The organism is Clostridium malenominatum (assembly GCF_039521365.1).
GTDB classification, from domain to species: domain Bacteria; phylum Bacillota; class Clostridia; order Clostridiales; family Clostridiaceae; genus Clostridium_AW; species Clostridium_AW malenominatum.
Genome location: NZ_BAAACF010000003.1, coordinates 1 through 21,240 on the forward strand (window position 1 = coordinate 1; position 21,240 = coordinate 21,240).

At 29.7% G+C, this 21,240-nt stretch carries 19 protein-coding genes; 4 read left to right on the top strand and 15 right to left on the bottom strand.

The window, feature by feature from the left end; translation table 11 throughout:
- Window positions 1-507 precede the first annotated feature (507 nt).
- The 6 genes from ABDZ69_RS11945 to ABDZ69_RS11970 all read right to left on the bottom strand — a co-directional run bounded on the left by ABDZ69_RS11945 (window position 508) and on the right by ABDZ69_RS11970 (window position 6,081).
- Window positions 508-990, bottom strand: coding sequence for a hypothetical protein (locus ABDZ69_RS11945; protein WP_343769924.1), 483 nt, complete (start codon window positions 988-990; stop codon window positions 508-510).
- 73 nt (window positions 991-1,063) lie between these two features.
- Window positions 1,064-1,672 (bottom strand): SPOCS domain-containing protein, encoded by a 609-nt coding sequence (locus ABDZ69_RS11950; protein WP_343769926.1) that lies wholly within the window; start codon window positions 1,670-1,672, stop codon window positions 1,064-1,066.
- A gap of 73 nt (window positions 1,673-1,745) precedes the next feature.
- Window positions 1,746-2,186, bottom strand: a complete 441-nt coding sequence (locus ABDZ69_RS11955; protein WP_343769927.1) for an SPOCS domain-containing protein — start codon at window positions 2,184-2,186, stop codon at window positions 1,746-1,748.
- Window positions 2,187-2,325: 139 nt separating this feature from the next.
- Window positions 2,326-3,141: an undecaprenyl-diphosphate phosphatase gene (locus tag ABDZ69_RS11960; protein ID WP_343769928.1), complete on the bottom strand. Its 816-nt coding sequence runs from the start codon at window positions 3,139-3,141 to the stop codon at window positions 2,326-2,328.
- Window positions 3,142-3,182: 41 nt separating this feature from the next.
- Window positions 3,183-4,295, bottom strand: coding sequence for a transglutaminase domain-containing protein (locus ABDZ69_RS11965; RefSeq protein ID WP_343769929.1), 1,113 nt, complete (start codon window positions 4,293-4,295; stop codon window positions 3,183-3,185).
- 103 nt (window positions 4,296-4,398) lie between these two features.
- On the bottom strand, window positions 4,399-6,081 hold the full coding sequence (locus ABDZ69_RS11970; protein ID WP_343769931.1) for a tetratricopeptide repeat protein: 1,683 nt from the start codon (window positions 6,079-6,081) through the stop codon (window positions 4,399-4,401).
- A 162-nt stretch (window positions 6,082-6,243) separates the two neighbouring features.
- On the opposite strand from ABDZ69_RS11970, the gene ABDZ69_RS11975 reads away from it, so the two are divergent.
- Genes ABDZ69_RS11975 through ABDZ69_RS11985 form a run of 3 tightly spaced genes read left to right on the top strand, consistent with a single transcriptional unit; the run spans window position 6,244 to window position 9,527 of the window.
- Entirely contained in the window at window positions 6,244-7,392 is a 1,149-nt protein-coding gene (locus ABDZ69_RS11975; protein ID WP_343769933.1) for a CapA family protein, read from the top strand.
- A 35-nt stretch (window positions 7,393-7,427) separates the two neighbouring features.
- Window positions 7,428-8,789 carry a MurT ligase domain-containing protein gene (locus tag ABDZ69_RS11980; RefSeq protein ID WP_343769935.1) on the top strand — a complete coding sequence of 454 codons (1,362 nt, stop codon included), beginning with the start codon at window positions 7,428-7,430 and terminating at the stop codon, window positions 8,787-8,789.
- Window positions 8,790-8,804: 15 nt separating this feature from the next.
- Window positions 8,805-9,527: a type 1 glutamine amidotransferase gene (locus ABDZ69_RS11985; protein ID WP_343769937.1), complete on the top strand. Its 723-nt coding sequence runs from the start codon at window positions 8,805-8,807 to the stop codon at window positions 9,525-9,527.
- Between the two features lie 161 nt (window positions 9,528-9,688).
- Here the strand turns inward: ABDZ69_RS11985 and ABDZ69_RS11990 are convergent, their stop codons facing one another.
- The 9 genes from ABDZ69_RS11990 to ABDZ69_RS12030 form a co-directional block, all read right to left on the bottom strand.
- On the bottom strand, window positions 9,689-10,459 hold the full coding sequence (locus tag ABDZ69_RS11990; RefSeq protein WP_343769939.1) for a putative bifunctional diguanylate cyclase/phosphodiesterase: 771 nt from the start codon (window positions 10,457-10,459) through the stop codon (window positions 9,689-9,691).
- A 207-nt stretch (window positions 10,460-10,666) separates the two neighbouring features.
- The gene (locus ABDZ69_RS11995) at window positions 10,667-11,008 is read right to left on the bottom strand and encodes a Na-translocating system protein MpsC family protein (protein WP_343769941.1); all 342 of its coding nucleotides are present in this window, start codon (window positions 11,006-11,008) and stop codon (window positions 10,667-10,669) included.
- A gap of 246 nt (window positions 11,009-11,254) precedes the next feature.
- Window positions 11,255-12,004: a polysaccharide deacetylase family protein gene (locus ABDZ69_RS12000; RefSeq protein ID WP_343769943.1), complete on the bottom strand. Its 750-nt coding sequence runs from the start codon at window positions 12,002-12,004 to the stop codon at window positions 11,255-11,257.
- Window positions 12,005-12,088: 84 nt separating this feature from the next.
- A complete protein-coding gene (clpB, locus tag ABDZ69_RS12005) occupies window positions 12,089-14,665 on the bottom strand; it encodes an ATP-dependent chaperone ClpB (protein ID WP_343769945.1) in 2,577 nt (858 codons plus the stop codon).
- A 129-nt stretch (window positions 14,666-14,794) separates the two neighbouring features.
- Window positions 14,795-16,045, bottom strand: coding sequence for a helix-turn-helix domain-containing protein (locus ABDZ69_RS12010; protein WP_343769947.1), 1,251 nt, complete (start codon window positions 16,043-16,045; stop codon window positions 14,795-14,797).
- A gap of 18 nt (window positions 16,046-16,063) precedes the next feature.
- On the bottom strand, window positions 16,064-17,368 hold the full coding sequence (locus tag ABDZ69_RS12015; protein WP_343769949.1) for a helix-turn-helix domain-containing protein: 1,305 nt from the start codon (window positions 17,366-17,368) through the stop codon (window positions 16,064-16,066).
- Window positions 17,369-17,585: 217 nt separating this feature from the next.
- Window positions 17,586-17,756 (bottom strand): YtxH domain-containing protein, encoded by a 171-nt coding sequence (locus ABDZ69_RS12020; protein ID WP_343769951.1) that lies wholly within the window; start codon window positions 17,754-17,756, stop codon window positions 17,586-17,588.
- An 84-nt stretch (window positions 17,757-17,840) separates the two neighbouring features.
- Window positions 17,841-18,287 carry a ribonuclease HI gene (rnhA, locus tag ABDZ69_RS12025; RefSeq protein WP_343769953.1) on the bottom strand — a complete coding sequence of 149 codons (447 nt, stop codon included), beginning with the start codon at window positions 18,285-18,287 and terminating at the stop codon, window positions 17,841-17,843.
- Window positions 18,288-18,305: 18 nt separating this feature from the next.
- The gene (locus ABDZ69_RS12030) at window positions 18,306-19,247 is read right to left on the bottom strand and encodes a YkvA family protein (RefSeq protein WP_343769955.1); all 942 of its coding nucleotides are present in this window, start codon (window positions 19,245-19,247) and stop codon (window positions 18,306-18,308) included.
- A gap of 238 nt (window positions 19,248-19,485) precedes the next feature.
- Here ABDZ69_RS12030 and ABDZ69_RS12035 point away from each other — a divergent pair, with 238 nt between their 5' ends.
- Window positions 19,486-21,234 (top strand): ATP-dependent metallopeptidase FtsH/Yme1/Tma family protein, encoded by a 1,749-nt coding sequence (locus ABDZ69_RS12035; protein WP_343769957.1) that lies wholly within the window; start codon window positions 19,486-19,488, stop codon window positions 21,232-21,234.
- Window positions 21,235-21,240 lie beyond the last annotated feature (6 nt).

Below are 21,240 nucleotides of genomic sequence, written 5' to 3' on the forward strand. Positions count from 1 at the left end.
GTTCGTCCTGAGCCAGGATCAAACTCTCAATTTTAAAGTTGACCTTTTGCTCAAGATGATATATTATCATCCATTATTTTGATTCTTAAAAGAATCGACTGGCTTAATGTACTCTGTTTAATTTTCAAAGACCATGTCGCATTTGCGACTTTCTTATATTATCATTTCTATTTATCTTTGTCAACAAGTTTTTTTAATTTATCTTGAAGAACTTTTGTCCTCTCAATCTTTATTGTTTTCTTTGTTTCTTGAGGACATGAGTTATTGTATCACATTAACCTCTCTAGATTATGCTATTAATATTATTTATTTAAAATTAGCATCATATATCTAAAGTTTTCAATGTTTTTCTTTATTTTTCGCAAGTGGATACACTAGGATAAGTATTTATAATAATTACAAGTTTTCTAATTAAAAAGAAGCTAAAATCAACTTTTTCATTGATTTTAGCTTCTTTTTATTCTCTAATTAATTATTATATTTTTAGTTAATCTAACAAATCTTATTTTAGCAACCTGGAGAAGTATAATTAGCTATTACCCTTACATTACAATCTAATGGTGAGCATAAATTACTCTCTGGAAGTAGGAAAGTAAATACTCTTGTTACATCTATACAAACTCCAGAAGGTCCACAATTACAATCCTTCATGTCATCAACAATTATGCTATCGTCTTCTATTACTCTGCCTCTATCCCTAGTAGCTATAAAGGTATCTGATTTGTAAACCAACGGATTTCCACTTGTATCTGTTACAATACATCCTAAGGTTACTTCTTTTCCAGGGCAAACATTCACTAATCTTATTCTTACTCTTAATAATCTAGATACATCAGCAAGACTTGGGTCTAACTCAACAGTTTTGCAAATTTGGCAGGCATTAAATCTCACATTTGTACAAGCTAAAGATCTATCATTATCAAAAAAGCTTGATAATCCTATGCTTCTATCTATATCTTTATTTTCTTTGTAATTATCTGTTTTACTCAATTACAATCACCACCACTTTCTTAAAATATTGTTTGTACTGTATTATATTAAGAGTAGTGTAAAATTGTTAATATTATTTCCAATCTGATTCAAAATATTGTCCTGTCATATTCATGTCATATTCAATTTCTACATCCACATCTTTATTTCTAACCGCCTTACTTATGTTTTTGGGCTCTTCAACTTTATTTAGCTTTTCTCTTTTAGGTAAAATTTCTATATCTTTATGTTTATCAACATCCCTACTATAAACAGGGCATGCAAGTAGTAAAAGTGAAATATAAAAACCTCTGTTACTGTTTTGAGTTATAATAACATCTTCAATAAAAACTCTAGTGTTTATTTCCTCACTCTTGCCATCCCCTATTGGAAAAAAGCATGAAAAGTGCTTATAAAACTCTACTGTTTTAATAGGCTTAGTAGTTTCATCTGCTACATATACCAGTTTTGTTGTTATTATCCCATGAATAAAAACTTTATTTTGCCCTTGTGTAGATATAGATTTGCTTTCTACAACCTTAGCATCAAAGAAAACTTGCAATGGAATGTCTATTGTAGCCATTTCTTCCGAAAAATCTATACCAAAAGTTTCACTTAGTTCTTTACGAGGATATTCCAAATTATAATTACTTAGTTCCTCCTGAGTAATAATCCCTGATATCTCTATATCATTAATTTTCATTTTTTACTCCTTTCTATATAAAATTACTAAAAATTCAATACTATTTTATGCAAAGAATTTTCTTTTGTTAACACTATCCACATAATGGTGCTATATAAGCTCTTGTTATCACCATTACTTCTTTAGGATTTACTATTTTATAATACAATTTATCCACTGGCACATATACTCCTTTAACATCACCTCTATCGTATCCATAGTATATCTCTGTAGAGAAGGGTATTTTATAATTTAACTGATGAACTTTATCCTTTGATTCTTCTGCAACATAATCAATGTCTATATTTCTAAATCCTATAATATTTACTTTACATCCTTTTTTTAACTTTGTTTTCTTAAATGTTTTTATACTAATACCTACGTTTATGCTTAATATCTTTGATATCTCATAAGGTATATAAGATAATTTAAGGGTATTATTATGGACTAAACTTGAATGTGGAATATTTCTTAAGTTTTTTAATACCTCTTTTGAAGGTGTCAAACCCTTAATTAATATATCGCCATCTTTCACTTACCTTCCTCCTTAAGAGTTTTTATATTATATAATATGTTTTATTACAATAAATTCCACAATATAATAAAAAAGTTTAAGTATTTAATATATAACTATTAAACACTTAAACTTTTTTTAATCATATTCTACTTATTATCTATATGACTACAACTTTAAATAAAGCTAAAATCAAAAGCACTGTTCCTATTACAATTCTATAAACAGCAAATACCCTCATTGGTTTTTTCTGAAGAAACTTTATAAATCTCTCTATTACTACTAGTGAAACTACAAAAGCTACAACGAAACCTATGCATAATGTAATTATTTCTATATTAGACATGACTAGTCCACTCTTGAATAACTTTAATCCTGAAGCTCCTACCATCATAGGTATCGCTAAGAAAAAAGAAAACTCTGCGGCAACTACAGGGGATAAACCTGCAATCCATCCTCCCATTATTGTAGAAGCAGATCTGGACATACCTGGCCATAGAGCTAAGCATTGAAATAATCCTACAAATAATGATTGTCTTAACTTAATTCTATCTACGGTTCTAGTTGTACTTTTTCTTCTATACTTATTTTCAACTAGAATCATTAAAATCCCACCTACAAGTAAAGCCGCGGCCACAGTAATTGGATTAAATAGTTTTTCATCTATAAAATCATCAAATAAAAATCCTAATACCGCTGCAGGTATAGCAGCCACCACTATGTTTATCCAAAATCTCAAATCTTTTGCCTCTAATTTAAATACCCCTTTTACACTTTCCCAAAGCTTATCCCAATAAACTACCACTACAGCAAGTATAGCTCCTAATTGAATTACTATTTGAAATAAATTCGCAAAACTACCTGTAAATCCTATAAAATGTCCTACAAGAATCATATGGCCAGTAGAAGAAACCGGTACAAATTCCGTTAATCCCTCCACAATTGCAATAATGATAGCTTTAAATATCAATAACACTAGACTTCACTCGCTCTCTTATTAAATTACCATTAATTATACTACTTTTTATATTCCATGTTAACTTCTCTTATTACTTTTTTTCCATCATTTGAAAATCTTATATTATTATTTCCTTCTTTTAAACTTAGGGTAAAAAAGCTTTTAACTTCCATCCAAGGCTTATTGTCAATACTTATATAATATTCTTCAATATTAGAACTATCCTTAAACACTGCACCATTAATAACAATTTCATCATTATTAGGCTTTTTATCTTCACTGGTTTTCCTTGTAAAAATCAAAGTAGCTACCTTATCCTTCTCTGCATTTTGTTCTTGTTGTACCAATCTTGGAGACTTGTTAAATAAAGTATCTTTTTTTACAAATATAGTAGGTCTTATAATATTTCCTTCTATTCTTATTTCAGGCAAATCATCCTTGCTATAGGTAATAAAAGAGTTGCTTTTAGGAACACCATATATATTATTATCAATTTCTATAGAATATGAATATAAATATGGCTTTAGCTTCTTTATGTACTTTTCAATGTTTTTTATTCCCATAGTATTAACTCCACTAAGCCCCGAGTTCAATACCTCAATAGCACTTAGAGGAATTCCATTACTTTCTATATAACTATTATTAACTACATCTAGCATAATCCATTTGCTGTATTTATCACTCCAAATCTCACATACTTTATAGTAAGACTTTTCTCCATCCTGTTGGCTATTTTCTATTCTAAATTCTCCCCTTCTTGCAAACATCCCTAAGGATGAGGCACTTTGACTATAAACTATAGCATAATCCTTATCAGATAAACTATTTTTATTTTCAGCCTGTTGCAGTAAGGTTAATGCATCTGTTTTTGTACTTAAACTACTTTTGCTATATTTCATTTTGTTACTAACCCAATTCATGAGCTTTATTGCTTTCTCAAAATCATCTTTACTATCTTTAACCACTTCATCTAAGTCATACTTATTCTTTAGCCTTTGAAGATTTGGATTGTCTTCACTTTCATAATAAAATATGATATTACTTCCTTCATAATAATTATCCCACTTTGTAATAAAAACGCCTTTATCACTATTTTTACCATTACACCCTGCTAAAGCAGACGTAAGAGCGATTAATAGTGCAATCGCTATATACTTAAAGAGTTTTTTCATAAAACAAACCCCCTCTTAATAAATTTATGTATATATATTATATCGAAATAACTACGGAAAAGTAAAAGGAATTTTGCAATGCAAAATTCCCTATAAATTTATCCTAATAGAACATAATTAAATCTGGCACCTTAAGCTTAGTATTTGCCTTAGATTTTGTATAACTATCATAAAGCTTTTTGGCCTTATCATAGTTGTCCTTTATAGTCTTTTTTGTATACTCATCCATGTCGTTTGTAATAGCTTTAACTGCAGCCTGTAAATTATATACTCCCCTTTGAATATCCGAAGGTATAGTTATATAGTAACATCCCGCATTATTTAAAGTTAATGCATCATTTTTATCAGCTTCATAAGCAAACCTGATTTCTGCTATAGCATCTTTTGTTTTTCCATTTAAATAATATACTGTACCCAATGTTCTATGGTACTTTGGCACATCATTTTTAATCTTTATAGCTTGTTTTAAAATCTCTATAGCCTTATCATCTTCTTTATTTGATAAATGAATAATGGCCATATTATATTTTATTTCTGCATCTTCAGGCTTAACTATTTCTGCAAATTTAAAGTATTCCATTGCTTTATCATCATTATCAGCATTCCAATAATGGTTTGCTATTGTAATCATTATATTATAATTATAAGGTTCCATAAACATAGCAGCTCTAAAATAAGGTTCTGATTCAATGGTTTTTCCTTTTTTCCTCAATATCTGAGGCATTAAGAAAGCATAATTATCCGGATACTCTTGATTTTTATATAAAGACTGTTTAGCGTAATCTTCTGCTTTCTCTAAATTATCCTTATTTAAATAATACCACGCTGCATTATGAAGAACTCTATAATCTCCTTTATGAGCAATCAAAAGGTCATTTACTATTTTTTCTGCTTCAGCATCCTTATCTAAGTTTTGTTGAATAGTTCCTTCAATTACAGCCCTTGCAATTTCCCCAATGTCTTTATCCTTTAAACTTTCCATTATAGATGATGCCTGAGCTACAGTATATTTACTCATAGAATAAATTTTAGCAGACCACATTTTATAAGCTAAGTCCTCAGGATTTTTTGTGGAAAGATTATGTATATCTTCTAATAAAGTATCCTTGTCGTAAAGGGCAATTTGAACTAGAACATCGTAAATTTTAAATTCATCTTTATCAATATCCCAAGCTTTTCTTAAGGTTTCAAATCCCTTTTCCTTATCTCCCATAAGCATTAACATTCTACTGTATTCCGCCATATCATAGGAAGATTTTGTATCTACAGGATAGGAAGATAAAATTTCCTTTGCTTTATCATAACTATCATTAGCCATATATACTGCAAACATTATTTTTATAAGTTCTTTATCTTGAGAATTATTTTTTAAAGCCTCTTCTCCATGTTTCAAGGCTTTTTTAAAATCTTTATTCATATATTCGGTAAAAATCGTAAGATTTATCACCTCTGGGTCCTTACCCTTTAGTTCTCCTACTTCTTTTAAATATTCATTAGACTTGTCCATTTCCCCTGTAACAGAGTAAATCTGTGCAATTTTAGCCTTCCACAAAGAAGATTTATCCTTTTCATAAAGTTTATTGAATTCTTCTATTGCTTTTTCGAACTCTCCACTATAATAAAATTGCTCTGCCTTATTAGTTGCTATACTAAATTTAGCTTTTTCAGTTTTATTTACATAAAAAAATATACTAAATATTAAAATACACGACAAAATTCCTGCTAAAACCTTTTTATTTTTTTTAGCCAAATTCATCAAATCCATAGGGGTTTCAGTATTATTCATAACAATCCTCCCAATTATAAGATTACATTTATTCTTACATATAATGATTTTATCAAATATACTCAAAAAATGCCACAGGATTATAATGTATTTTATAGTGACAGAGAGAAAAAAATACATTATTATTTTATTTAAAGAATGATTTAGACTTAGGAGGAATTTATGGGTAAAAAGAAAACTTCAAAATTATTGTTTACCTTTTTAATATTAGGAATGCTTGTTATTACTGGAATTGTTTCCTTTATTATGTATTATTCTAATGCAGATACTCCTGTTGCAGAGGAAGATAAGCAAGTTTCCACTTCAAAGGAAGAGAAAGAAGAAATTAAAGAAGAGGTTAAAGAGGATATTTATTCAGAGGTTCTGCTTAGCTTTGCTGGGGATTCTACTATTGGTCATGATAGTAACTTCGCCTTTGCAAATAGTCTTCCTTATGTGCTTAAAAATAACAATAATGACTTTTCATACTTTTTCAAAGGAGTAGCTCCAATATTTAAAGAAGATGATATTTCAGTAGTAAATTTAGAAACTACATTTACTAACGCAACCTCAAGAGAGGTTAAACAGTTTAACTTTAAAGCAGATCCAGAATATGCAAAGTCTCTTCCTTTAGGATATATAGAAGGAGTAAATATATCTAACAACCACATTTACGATTATAGGCAGCAAGGTTTTAAGGATACTTTGCAGTCATTAAAGAATGTCAATGTTAATTATTTTGGCGAAGGCAATGTTTGGACTACAGAGGTAAAAGGAGCTAAATTAGGATTTTTGGGATATATGGGGTATAATGATTATCCTGAATTTAGAAACAAGGTAGAAAAGGATATTAAAAAACTAAAAGACGAAGGGCGAATTGCTATAATAAATTTTCACTGGGGAGTGGAAAACAGCTACTACCCTGTAGGCTCCCAGGAAAACTTGGCTCGCTTTGCTATAGATAAAGGTGCAGATTTAATAGTTGGTCATCACCCTCATGTAATTCAAGGTATAGAACAGTATAAAGGAAAAATTATTGCTTATAGCTTAGGCAACTTTTGCTTTGGTGGGAATTTTAACCCAAGGGATAAAGACACTTTTATTCTTCAAGTAAAATATAAATTTAAAAACGGAAAACCTGAGTCCTACGGGATAAGAGTTATTCCAACTAGCATATCTTCTGTAGACTATATTAACGATTACCAACCTACACCTATGACTGGAGATAGTAAAACTAGACTTCTAAAGAAGTTAAATAATTTATCAAAGAATGCTGGTTTTAACATTTCTGATGAGTTTTTTGATATTTTGTATTATAATGAAGTAATGTGAGATTAATGTTAAATCCTAAATCTTAAATAAAGGGTGTGTTTAAAATTAATATTAGGTTTTACATAAGTGTAATAGCTTCAAAAATTGTTATGAAGCTTTCAAAAACCTTTTTTAAAGGAGGATCTAATTTCCCGGGAAAAGTAGCTTTAAAGCTAAATAAAAGTATATTAAAAACACTTGGAAAAGAATATAAGGTAATTCTTATTACAGGAACTAACGGCAAAACTACCACTACAAGTATGGTCTATAGCATGTTAAAAGATAGCGGAAAAAGGGTTATCACTAATCACACTGGCGCCAACATGCTTCCCGGTATTGTGGCATGTTTTGTAGAAAACTATAAATTTAATCATAGTTATAATGGCGAACAATATGCCGTAATTGAAATTGACGAAGCAAACGTAAAGTTAGTTACTGAGTTTATATCTCCTGAAGTAATTACCATTACAAATTTATTTAGAGATCAATTAGATAGATATGGCGAAGTTCACACTACTCTTTTAAAAATATTAGAGGGAGTAGAGAAGTCCCCCTTCTCTACATTGGTTTTAAATGGAGACGAATCTTCTTTAGGAGATATTCCAGCACCAAATAGAAAGGTTTATTATGGACTTAATTACGGACTAGAAAATGGAGATAACTTAGATAATAATGCAGACTCTAAGTTTTGCAAAAAATGTAAAAATCCATATACTTATAATTTCATTACTTATAATCATCTTGGCGACTATAAGTGTGAAAGTTGCGGTTATAAAAGACCTGACTTAGACTATAAAGTAGATGAAATAAAGGAGCTTTCTCGTGAAGGCTCAATGGTCTTAATAAATGGAGAGGAATTATACATAAACCAACCTGGGGTTTATAATATATATAATAGCCTTTGCGCTTATTCCATAGGAAAAGTTTTAGGACTAGATAAAAACATACTATTTGATGCCTTAAGAAAGCAAAAAAGTAGCTTTGGAAGACAAGAAGAAATTAAAATTGAAAATAAAGAAGTGAAAATAATTTTAGTGAAAAATCCCGCTGGTTACGACCAAGCATTAAGTACCGTTGCACTGGATTCTAGAAATATAAATTTAGCCCTTATGCTAAATGATAACTACGCAGATGGAAGGGATATTTCCTGGATATGGGATGTAAAGTTTGAAAAGCTTTCTTCTTTAGATGTAGAAAAGTTTATGATTTCCGGCGATAGATTATATGATATGGCTGTAAGATTAAAGGTTAGTGGTCTTGAAGAAGAAAAATTCACCCTATGCGAAAGTTATGATAAGTTATTAGAGGAAATTAAACTTTGCGAAAGCGATGTAGTGTATATTCTTGCAACCTATACCGCTATGATTAACTTTAGAAAATATCTTCATAGTAAAAATTATATAGAAAAACTTTGGTAAAAGGAGGGGTATTTTATGGAAATTAATATTTGTCACCTATACCCTGACCTCCTAAATGTTTATGGAGACATTGGTAATGTGCATATATTAAAGTACAGATTAGAAAAAAGAGGTATTAAAACAAATATAGTAAACCTATCTATAAATGAAGAGTTTAATGGTGAGAATTACGACATAGTGCTTTTTGGTGGAGGGCAAGATTGCGAGCAATCCATAGTTTCTAAAGACTTAATGGAAAATAAAAAAGAAGCCATAAAAGAATATATCGAAAGTGGTAAGGTAATGCTTTCTATATGTGCAGGATATCAGTTATTAGGTAAATACTATACCACTGCTGAAGGAGAAAGGCTTGAAGGACTAGATATTCTTCCTATATATACAGACAGTGGCATTGGCCGCTTTATAGGAAACACCGTAATAATAAATGAAGATTTTTCCGAAACCTATGTGGGCTTTGAAAATCACTCTGGAAGAACTTATATAGGAGACTTAAAACCTTTAGGTAGAGTAATTAGAGGTTTTGGCAACAATGGAGAAGATGGCTATGAAGGCTGTGTTTATAAAAACACCTTTGGTACATATTTTCATGGATGCTTACTTTCCAAAAATCCAGAACTGGCAGATAGACTTTTAAAAATCTCCTTAGAAAATAAATATGGTAAAGATATAGAACTCTCTCCTTTAGATGACTCTTTAGAGTTAAAAGCTAAAGATTATATAATAAAGAAAAATGATTAAGGACCAGATAATATCTGGCCCTTTTATTTTTTATCCTATAAATATTTTTATTGCATCTATGTAACTATATATTCTAAAGCCTGTACACACTAAAATAAAATAACATTCATTAAAAATCATATTTTTTACATCCCCATGGAAATCATTTTTTTAAGTCACTGTTAAATTATTAATTTTTCAAATTCACTACTTCTTAGAGGTTTGCTAAAATAAAATCCTTGAGCCTCATCGCAGTTAAGCTTTTTTAGCATTTGAAATTGCTCAAATAGTTCAACTCCTTCTGCAATAACTTTCAAATTTAAACAATGGGCCATTTCAATAATTTTTGATACTATTATTTCTTGCTTCTTATCTAAAGTAATTCCGTCCACAAAAGATTTATCAATCTTAATTATATCTATTGGCAGTTTGTTTAAATATTTAAAAGATGAATATCCTGTTCCGAAATCGTCTAAAGCTATTTTTATTCCAAGAGCTTTTAACTCTCTTAATATCTCTACCGTCCTCTCAATATTTCTTACAGCAATATTTTCAGTAATTTCAATTTCTAGCTGTTCTGGATTGAATCCCGTTTCATATAATATATCAGTAAGCCAAAAAATAAAATTTCTATTTTCAAATTGTTTAGCTGATATATTTACACTAAGTATCAAGTTTTTACCTTTCTTTAAATTCCATAAACTTGTTTCTTCACAGGCTATTTTCGTTACATAATCACTTATTTCGTATATTAAATTTGACTGCTCAGCTAAAGCTATTACTTTAGATGGCGAGATATTATTCCATCTTAATAATGCTTCCATCCCTATAATTGATTCATTTAAAATATTAATTCGAGGCTGATAATACACTTTAAGCTCTTCTTTTACTATAGAATTCTTTAAATTTTCTAATATACTCCCATTGTCTATATTTTTTAAATAGTACTCCATAATTTGTTGCTACCTCTTTTCGTCAATTTATTATATAATTAAATTTTTCACTTAACTATTGTAAGTATTTATACTTATTACAATATGAGGTCTTTTATTGAAAAAAATGTCAAAATAAAATGAGCCAGTACAATGTATTGTTTACATTAGCACTGGCTCACTTTTGGATAAAGTTTTCCATAATTACCCCTCCATTAGCTTAACCAATTATATAATTTTTAACACTATTACTTTTGAATTGTCTAAGATATTTTCTTCATCAGAAATAATAATTAATTCTTTACATAAAATTATGCATACCTGCTTTAGTATTTCTTCTGTCAAAATCGGTACTAATCCTTGCCTAAAATACTCTACCCTTTTATAATTATTTTCATGATTTAATACAGCTTTTTCTATTTCCGACAATATACCCCTAATCTCAATTGTAACATAATTACCTTTAATGTCAACCCTTGTCCTTTCTGGTCCTTTTCCACTAATTTTCTTTATTATTCCAGAGCAGCAACTTTCTAAAAGATAATTTATTTCTTTATTTACATTACTCAATATATTCACCTCCTTTCCATATCCTTCCCCCCTCCTTAAGTATTATAGGTTTTAATTATTGTATAAATTTAATAAATCATTTCCTTACTAATGCTTTCATTAAGTTGTATATCACATAATGCTAAATTGGTGATTTATGCCACCAAAATATATTGTATAATTCTTCACTAAATTTTTCAATATTTCTTATATTATTAAAACTTGTACTAAAATTATATAAATAACCAACAAAGCTAAGCTTGTCGGCTATCTTCTATTAACTATTCCCATTCTTATCATTGTTCTTCTTTCAGAATTAGTCATTTCTTCTAAAGTTTTAAATGTATATCCCTTAGCTTTAAGATCTTTTATTATACTATCTAAAGATTCTACTGTGGTACTTTTATAATAACTGTCGTGCATTAAAATAACTGCTAAGTTTGTATTGTTGCATCCATTTTTTATATTATGATTTAACACATTAACTGCAACTGTTTCCCCCTCAGCGTCTCCAGAAGATACGTTCCAATCTATATAATCCACACCTTTAGCATTAAGCTTATTCCTAATGGTTCTTAGTATTTCACCATTAGAAACCTGGTTATCGGAACCTCCTGGTAGCCTAGTATAGGTATAGTAATCTTTCCCCGTCAAATTGTTTATAACTTTAATACATTTATCCAAGTCTTGAAAATAATTATCCACGCTACTATACATTGCTTTATAATCGTGACTATATGTATGTGGAAGTATAGTCATGCCTTCACTATACATTTTTTTAATTATTTGTGGATTATTTTCTCCTAAAGCTCCAATAACAAAAAAAGAAGCCTTAACTCCATTTTCTTTAAGTATTTTTAATATTTTAGGAGTATTATTGGGGGACGGTCCATCATCAAAGGTTAAAAACACAACTTTTTCTTTATTATTATTTGCAGCTTTCACTTGACTAATTCCCGTTTTTAAAATTAATGATAGAATAAATATAAAAATGAGGAAATAAAGTCTCTTTTTCATAAAGTCACCTTCTTTTAAAATAATGTTTCTTTACTATATAGATTATCCTCTATTTCCTCATTCATGCTTACCAATTGAAGGAAGCTATTTAGTTTTTTCAATAATTATATTTTCATTTCTTGCATCTACCACTATAGTATCACCAGATGTAATAGTACCTTTTATTATTTCTCTTGCTATCTGAGTTTCTAAGGTGTTTTCAATATATCTTTTAAGAGGTCTCGCTCCATAAATTGGATCGTATCCTTCTTTACCCATAAGTTCTTTTCCTCTTTCTGTAACACTCAAACTTATATTCCTGTCTTTTAATCTACCCTCAATGCTTACTAGGAAAATATCAATAATTTTAGTAATTTCATCTTTAGTTAAAGGTTTAAACATAATGATATCATCAAGTCTATTTAAAAACTCTGGCTTAAATCTACCCTTTAACTCTTGCATAACTCTATCTTTATTGTTTTCTAGTAAATGTATACTTCCAATATTAGATGTCATTATAATTATGCAGTTTTTAAAATCTACAGTTTTTCCTTTATTATCTGTAAGTCTTCCGTCATCTAATATCTGAAGAAAAACATTGAATACATCTTCATGAGCTTTTTCTATTTCATCAAAAAGTATTACAGAATATGGCTTTCTTCTAACCGCTTCTGTTAATTGTCCCCCTTCCTCATATCCTACATATCCTGGAGGAGCTCCAATTAATCTAGATACTGAATACTTTTCCATGTACTCAGACATATCAATTCTTATTATACTTTCTTCACTATCAAATAGTGTTCTTGCCAAAGTTTTTGCAAGTTCAGTTTTACCTACACCTGTAGGACCTAAAAAAATAAAAGAACCTATTGGTTTTTTAGGGTCCTTCATCCCTGCCCTTGCTCTTATTACTGCATTAGATACTGCACTTACCGCTTCTTCTTGCCCTATAACTCTTTTGCTTAGTTCATCTTCTAATCTTAATAACTTTTCCTTTTCACCCTCCATAAGTTTTGCAACAGGTATTCCAGTCCATTTAGCTATTATCTCAGTTATTTCATTTTCTGTAACCTCTTCTTTTAACATATTGCCTTCTTGATTTTCATATATTACCCCTTCCTTTTCTTTTATCTCACTCTCTATGTTTGGTATCACTCCATATTTTAGCTCTGCAACCTTATTTAAATCATAAGCTCTTTCAGCCTTCTCTAATTCTCCTCTTACATTGTCTAATTTCTCTTTTAAATTTCTAACTCCAGTGATTTGCTCTTTTTCCTTATTATATTTAGAGGTCATTTCCTTATCTTTTTCTTTTAAGTTACTAAGCTCCTTTTCTAAGGCGTTTAATCTTTCTAAAGAAACTATGTCTTTCTCCTTAGATAAAGCTTCTTTTTCTATCTCTAATTGAAATATTCTTCTTTTTACAATATCTAATTCCGTTGGAAGGCTATCAATTTCAGATCTTATCATTGCTCCTGCTTCATCGATTAAATCTATAGCTTTATCTGGAAGATATCTATCTGTTATATATCTATTAGAAAGCTTTGCAGCTGCAACAATTGCTGAATCATGTATTCTTATACCGTGGTGAATTTCAAATCTTTCTTTTAACCCTCTAAGTATTGATATACTATCTTCCACTGTAGGTTCTTCTACCACTACTGGCTGAAATCTTCTCTCTAATGCCTTATCTTTTTCTATATATTTTCTGTATTCATCAAAGGTTGTGGCTCCAATACAATGTAATTCTCCACGAGCAAGCATAGGTTTAATAAGATTTCCAGCGTCCATGGCTCCTTCTGTTTTTCCAGCCCCTACTATGGTGTGTATTTCATCAATAAATAATATTATTTTTCCTTCGCTTCTTTCCACCTCTTTTAATACAGCTTTTAATCTTTCTTCAAATTCTCCTCTATACTTTGCACCTGCGATTAGTGCTCCCATATCTAGTGAAAATATAGTTTTATTTTTTATACCCTCAGGTACATCACCTCTTATAATTCTTAAAGCTAGTCCTTCTACTATAGCTGTTTTACCTACTCCAGGTTCACCGATTAGTACTGGATTATTTTTAGTTCTTCTTGATAGTATTCTTATAACCCTTCTTATCTCTTCATCTCTCCCTATGATTGGATCAATTTTATGGTTTTTAGCATCATCAGTTAAATTTCTTCCGTATTTGACCAAAGCTTCATAGGTGCCTTCTGGATCTTGAGAATCCACCCTTTGGTTTCCCCTTACAGATGATAGAGCCGTTAAAAATCCCTCCTTATTTACGTTAAATTTTTTTAGAATATTTCCCACTTCGCCCTTCTTATCAATATCCATAATAGCAAGTGCCACGTGTTCTACACTTATATAAGAGTCTCCAAATTTTTTAGAGATTTCCTCTGCTTTTATAAAAACTTCTTCAAATCTCCTTGTGGCATATACTCCTCCAGTTTGGGCTCCTTCCCCTAAAACCTTTGGCATTTTATCAAGTTCTCTAGTAATTTCTTCCCTAAGGCTTCTAATATTTACTCCCATTTTAGTAAATATATTAGGTATCAAGCCATCTTCTTGCATAATTAAGGATGCAAACAAGTGAATTATATCAATTTGTTGATGATTATGTTTTATAGCTATTGCTCCAGAATCATTTATGGTTTGTTGCACTTTTAATGTTAATTTTTCAATATCCATAGTATACCTCCTATACTTGTTTCTTCTTAATTTTTTTATACACCATTGGTCAAAGAAAGTCAAAGTCTAATTTCTCTTGAATAAATAAAAAAACCTATACTTTTTATAGTATAGGCTTCTATTTCTTATTTATATATATTTATTTAAATTTAAGGCTAAATTGAAATATTTTATAGAATCACTTATGTTTTTTAACTTAAAATACATATAACCCATTTCCATGTATCTATCTAATATTTGTCTCTTGCTACCAAACTTCATAAGTGAGTCTAAAGCTAGATTCATATACATTTCCTTTGAAGAAAGTTCTCCTTTTTTACCAAGTATTAGAGCTTTTAAATAATAAGCCTTTTCTATGTATTTCATATCCTTTAAATTTATTGAATAATTTATCGCTTCATCGCTTATGCTTTCAGCTTCTTCTATTACATTATTTTTTATAAGTTCTTCTACAGCTTTAAGCATATATTGAACAAATCCTTCTCCCTTTTCTTCTTCATAGTAAGTTAATCCCTTTTTTATATATTCTATACCTTGATCCTTCATATCTAAGTCAAGCATAGCTTCAGCGTAGCTAAATATTGCATCGGCAATTCTAACCTTATTATCTCCGTATAATCTATAGGCTTCTTTCTCATAATGAGAGAATTCTTCTTTGTTATTTCTAAGAGAAAGTAATGCCATTATATAGTAAGCTTCTGCTTTTTTTAACTCGTCCTTAAAAACATCTATTAACTCCATTAATTTTTTTCCTATTTCATAAGCCACTTTGTATTGCTTTGCCATGGTATAGGAATAGCATTCTCTTATCATAGCTCTTGCTACAATTTCCATGTTTCCAACTTTTTTGCCTTCTTCTTTTACTGTATTATAATATCCCGCAGCCTGTATATATTCTTCTGAATGGTAAAAGTATTTTGCTATATCCATGTAATAAATAAGCTGGTTTTCATTGGACTTAGATTTTAAGCAAATATCGTAGTACTTTGAAATTAAAACTTGAAGTTTTTCATATCTTTTCATTTCAATGTTATATCTAAACATCAAGTGCATTATTTGAAAAGCTTCTTCATAATAATTATAGTCTTCTGCATAGGAAAAATTATAAATAAGTTTTTCTTCATAATTTTTTCGTTTTGAGTTTTTCAATTTTTCTAAGTTTTTTCTTATTTGACTCTTTACATCATCTTTTAAATATCCCACATCTAAGTCTAGCTTTTTTGCCACAAAATCCAATATCCAATCTTCAGGTATAACTTTATCATTTTCAATGCAACTCATCTTTGATACAGATAATTTATCTTCACATAAATATTTTAAGGTATATCCTTTGTAAACTCTAGCTCTTCGAATCTTTTCCCCTGTAGAAAGTATCTCCATAATTCTTCACCTATCCATTTAACTCTCTTTTAATATGCCTAATTTCTTAAATACCTCAACTCCATAATTTAAATATTGAGCAGCTTCTATTTCTCTTCCGCAGTCTATATAAAACTTTCCTATAAGTATAGCTATTTCAGCCGCTTCTTTTAAATAATCCATATTCTTTACAAAGTTTAAAGCGAGAAGCAAGTTGCTTTCAGCCTCTTTTATATCTCCTTGTAACATATGAACCCTATGCTTTAATAAATAATATTGAATTAAAGCATTATTATCTCCATCTTTCATATTATCCATGATTTCATCTAAGGTTTTTTTAGCATTTAAAGAATCTCTTAATTTAATGTAGTTTTCGCATATGTTAACCAAGGTTTCAATTAATTTAGAATCCTTTATATTTTTTCTAATTTCCTTGGCCTTATTTAAATGAATGAAGGATTCTTCTATATTATCAAACTGATAGAATAGCTTTCCTAAATTATTTTCAATTTGACCAATATAAGATTCATTGTTTATATCTTTATATAAATTTAATGTCTTTTTAGAATATTTTATAGCATTATCTATATCGCCTTTTTTATTATATTGCTCTGCTAATAATAGCAATGTAGCAGCATAAGATTTTTTATCATCAATTTGTTTAAACTTTTCTTTTGCTAAAAAAGAATAATCAATTGCTTTTCCTGTATTCTCCAGGTGATATTGAACGTTTGCCATGTTATAATAAATTTCGCCTAGTAGAAAGTCATTTCCTATATTATTATCAATATAAACCTTTTCAGCCTGTTGAAAATAGCTAGCAGAAGAATGATAAGCATTCAAACTTAGGGTTATTTTACCCAAGTTAACAAAGGTATTAATTATCTCTTCATATCTATTTTCTCTTATAAAAATTACATTTGAAGATAAAAAAAACTGTTGAGCTATGGTCATTTCACCCTTGGACATATATATGATTCCTCTTAAATAAAGTATCCTAGCTTTTCTATAATCTAAATTATATTTTTCTGCATAGTAAAAGGCCTTCTCTACATATTGTTCCCCTAAGTAAAGATCTTTATTTAATATATAAGATTCAGCTATGTTTTCAAAATAACTACATATTTTTTCCGATTGAGTTTCTTCTGATTCCATTAAATACTCCACTGAGGTATTTAGGGCAACAGCTAAATATTCTAATAAATCCATACTAGGATTAGATTTACCTGACTCTACAAGGCTTATCTGGCCAGGAGTAATTCTATCTCCCGCTAAATCCTTTAGGGTCATATTTAGTTCTTTTCTTCTTCTTTTGATTTTTTCGCCCAGTGACAATATTTCCATAGTTCACTCTTCCTTTTCTTGAAAATTTATATCATATATTGTTTATATTTTGTTTATTTCTAAATCTTAGTATATTATAACATATTTTAGATTTAATATCTAAAATATATGCAAATTAAAGGACAATGTTAATTATTTTTAACATTACTTTTTATATTATTTACAAATAGTTAAAATTAAAAGGGAAGTACTATGTACTCCCCTTTTAATTCAAATATTATCTCATCCACTTCATCATGCCGCCATAAGCGTCTTCTGCCATATTTCTTACATACCTATTTGCTCTTTTCATTCTTCTTCTTGTGTTTCTGTCCATATCTGGCATAAGTAGCATAGTTGCAGCTGCTCCTAACATCATACCTGTTATTAATTTATTACGTGTCATCATAATCTATCACCTCTCCTATATAGTGTGTGTAAACATAGATTATGCAATTTATGATATTTTAATCAATTATTTTTATGGAATTTATTACATAAGCTCATCCATGGCTTCATTTGCTAATTTATCACATCTATTATTGTACTCGTTATCTGAATGTCCCTTTACTTTTATAAATTTCACTTTGTGATAGTCTAGAAGTTCTATTAACTTTTTCCAAAGTTCTTTATTTTTTACCGGTTCTTTCGAAGAGGTTTTCCAACCGTTTTTAAGCCAAGATTCTATCCATTTATTATTTATTGCATTTACTACATAGGCAGAATCACTATAAACTTCCACTTCACAGGGCTCTTTTAAAAGTGCTAATGCCTCAATCACCGCGGTTAATTCCATAATATTATTCGTAGTATTTTTTACTGCCTCTTTAATCTCTCTTTTATGCTCGTTATACATCATTACTATTCCATATCCACCAATGGTATTTTCCTTTCCATTGCCTCTGCAAGCTCCATCAGTGTATATTATCACTTTTTTCATGTAAAAAGTTTCCTCCCTTTAATACTCTTTTTTACTTTTACCTAAATCCTTAATTGTATCTACTAGTTTTTTTACATTCTCACTTCCAACCAAAGCAGATACATATTTTACCCCTTCTTTTACAGTCATTATAATGTCTTTTTCTCCTTGCCAATTCTGAAGAATAACCTCTTCTGGTATGTCATTTAATATAGAGTTTAATCCATAAAAAGCAATGGCAATATCGTCTATCCTACCTATTAAAGGAATAAAATCTGGTAAAATATCAAAAGGTAATGCTAAATATGAAATTGTTCCTGCCACTTTTGCTTTTGTTAAAGTATTTACCCTTTTGTCTTTTAATAATCTCCAAAGCAAAGCTACTATATCGGGTATAATCATTGCATACTCCACTATTTTTTCATATTTATTTGGAACCTTTTTACTAATTTCTTCTCTAATTTCTGTATAACAATCCTCTTGTGGAATGAATTCTATTACTTTGTCTTCGGTTTGAATTTTTGCAGTTTCTTTATCCTTTATATAAGCTAAATCTTCTAACTCTACTTCTAAAGAGGATTCCATAGGCTTGACCCCTTTTATTTTAAAGTTTACAAAAGGAACTAAGGTTAAAACCTTGGTTAGATCTACAGAAAAAATTTCTTTTTCCGACGTAATTCCATACTCTTCAAAATCCTTTATTATTTTTTTCATAGCGAAATTTTTGATACTATTTAATACTCCTATTTTACCAATCTTTACATTCATTATACTAAGATTTAATAAGCTATCATTTATACTTCCAATAGCTACATTAGCTTTGAAAGGAAAATTCACCTTAAATTTATAACTACCCTCTATAGTTATAAATTCATTTATAATTATATTATTTATCTCTAATCCTTCAACTTTCACATATTCCTTTATCAGTTCTAATATTTCATCTTCTTTTATTATTGCTTTTACATAGGAAATTTTCATATTATCCCCCCATTTTTAGTATACAAGGCTCCCCCTGATGGATGCATAGCCTGTTTTTAATAATTAATATTTATATATAAAGTATACATTAAAAATTCAATTCTGCAACAAGATACATGATTTACCATAGAAAATTTTATGATTTTCGTTGGACTAATATATAAAAATATTATAAGATAATTGTAAATTCACTTTTATGTCGAATTTTGCAACATACTCTTTATAGGGAGGTATCTAGATGAATAAAATAAAACAAAAACATATATATATTCCAATAATTACAGCTATTTTATCACTAGTTTTACTTATTGGAGTTAACTACGGTTTTAAATCTACAACTAATAAAAACTACACAGAATTTTTAAGAGATTTATCCGAAAAGAAAATCTCCACTGTATACTATACGGATACACCCAAAATTAAAGTTAAGCTTCTTGATGGAAAAATATACGAAACGGATAATCCGAGGATAGATAGTTTTAAAGAAACCATGCTAAATCAAGGAATTAGTGTTTTAGAAACCTCCCCTTCTGATGGATTAAATGTTGTATTCATGGTATCTTTTATGGTTTCTATAGTTTCATTGGCACTAGGACTAGCTAAATCCTCAAACATAAGTGCACGTAAAATGATGTCTGTTGATTCTTTAGATGCATCAGCTGTAGCGGATTTACCCTTTACTTTTCATAATGTAGCTGGCAATGAAGAGGCTAAAGAAAGCGTAATGGACGTGGTAGACTTTTTGAAAAATCCTGAAAAATATAATTCCTATGGCGCAAGAATGCCAAAGGGTATCATTTTATACGGGGAGCCTGGAACAGGAAAAACTCTACTGGCAAAAGCCGTTGCAGGAGAAGCTAATGTACCCTTTTATGCCATGTCTGGTTCGGATTTTGTGCAGGTTTATGTAGGAGTTGGAGCCAGCAGAATAAGACAATTATTTAAAAAAGCAAGAGGCCATGGTAAGGCTGTAATATTTATAGATGAAATTGATGCCATTGGTAAAAAAAGAGATAATTCCAAAGCAGGAGGATCTGATGAAAGAGACCAAACTTTAAATGCACTACTTACAGAAATGTCAGGTTTTAATGAAAAGGATGGCATAATAATTATGGCAGCAACAAATAGACTAGACATGCTTGACGAAGCTCTATTAAGACCTGGTAGATTTGATAGGCACATAGAAGTTTCTTTACCAGATTTAACTGCTAGAAAGAAAATTTTATCACTTCATTTAAAAAATAAACCTGTAAACAATATTGATATTGAATCTTGGGCTCATAAAACAGCTTATTTTTCAGGAGCTAAGCTTGAAAACTTAGTAAATGAAGGTGCTATTATTGCCTGTAAGGAAAATAGTACTTTTATAGAAAATTCTCATTTGGACAAAGCCTATTCTATTGTGATGGCAGGTTACGAAAAACAAAATAGGGACTATATCAAAGAACAGGATAGAAAAATCACAGCTTATCACGAGGCAGGACATGCTCTAGTTTCTCTTACTGTCCTTCCTAATGAGAAAGTAGATAAGGTTACTATAATACCAAGTACCAAGGGTGCTGGAGGGTACACTATTAGTATACCTGAAGATAGTATGTACCAGACAAAAAGCTATTTAGAGAAAAGAATAATGGTGCTACTAGGGGGACGAGCTGCCGAAGAGTTGATTTTTGGTTATGAAAATATAACTACTGGAGCTCACAGTGACTTAAAGCAATGCACGAACATTGCATTTCACATGGTAACTCAATATGGAATGGGTGAAACCCTAGGGCTTCTAAATATGCAACAACTGATGGAACTAAATATTGATCAAAATGAGATTATACTTGAATGCAAAAATCTTGTGGACAAATTATATAAAGAAACAAAAGAACTTTTAACACGAGAACTCTCTTCATTAGAAGAAATTTCAGAAAAACTTCTTCTTCAAGAAACCTTAAATTCAGAAGAATTATTGGGGACGATTCGATCTTTTAAGCATTAAATCCAT

Excerpts from the sequence above, each read along its gene's own strand:
- ABDZ69_RS12030 (WP_343769955.1), bottom strand. The coding sequence starts at position 19,247 with ATGAAAATTTCCTATGTAAAAGCAATAATAAAAGAAGATGAAATATTA.
- rnhA (WP_343769953.1), bottom strand. The coding sequence starts at position 18,287 with ATGAAAAAAGTGATAATATACACTGATGGAGCTTGCAGAGGCAATGGA.
- ABDZ69_RS12010 (WP_343769947.1), bottom strand. The coding sequence starts at position 16,045 with ATGGAGATACTTTCTACAGGGGAAAAGATTCGAAGAGCTAGAGTTTAC.
- ABDZ69_RS12020 (WP_343769951.1), bottom strand. The coding sequence starts at position 17,756 with ATGATGACACGTAATAAATTAATAACAGGTATGATGTTAGGAGCAGCT.
- ABDZ69_RS11970 (WP_343769931.1), bottom strand. The coding sequence starts at position 6,081 with ATGAATAATACTGAAACCCCTATGGATTTGATGAATTTGGCTAAAAAA.
- ABDZ69_RS12015 (WP_343769949.1), bottom strand. The coding sequence starts at position 17,368 with ATGGAAATATTGTCACTGGGCGAAAAAATCAAAAGAAGAAGAAAAGAA.
- ABDZ69_RS11965 (WP_343769929.1), bottom strand. The coding sequence starts at position 4,295 with ATGAAAAAACTCTTTAAGTATATAGCGATTGCACTATTAATCGCTCTT.
- ABDZ69_RS11975 (WP_343769933.1), top strand. The coding sequence starts at position 6,244 with ATGGGTAAAAAGAAAACTTCAAAATTATTGTTTACCTTTTTAATATTA.
- ABDZ69_RS11985 (WP_343769937.1), top strand. The coding sequence starts at position 8,805 with ATGGAAATTAATATTTGTCACCTATACCCTGACCTCCTAAATGTTTAT.
- ABDZ69_RS11990 (WP_343769939.1), bottom strand. The coding sequence starts at position 10,459 with ATGGAGTACTATTTAAAAAATATAGACAATGGGAGTATATTAGAAAAT.
- ABDZ69_RS12000 (WP_343769943.1), bottom strand. The coding sequence starts at position 12,004 with ATGAAAAAGAGACTTTATTTCCTCATTTTTATATTTATTCTATCATTA.
- clpB (WP_343769945.1), bottom strand. The coding sequence starts at position 14,665 with ATGGATATTGAAAAATTAACATTAAAAGTGCAACAAACCATAAATGAT.
- ABDZ69_RS11950 (WP_343769926.1), bottom strand. The coding sequence starts at position 1,672 with ATGAAAATTAATGATATAGAGATATCAGGGATTATTACTCAGGAGGAA.
- ABDZ69_RS12035 (WP_343769957.1), top strand. The coding sequence starts at position 19,486 with ATGAATAAAATAAAACAAAAACATATATATATTCCAATAATTACAGCT.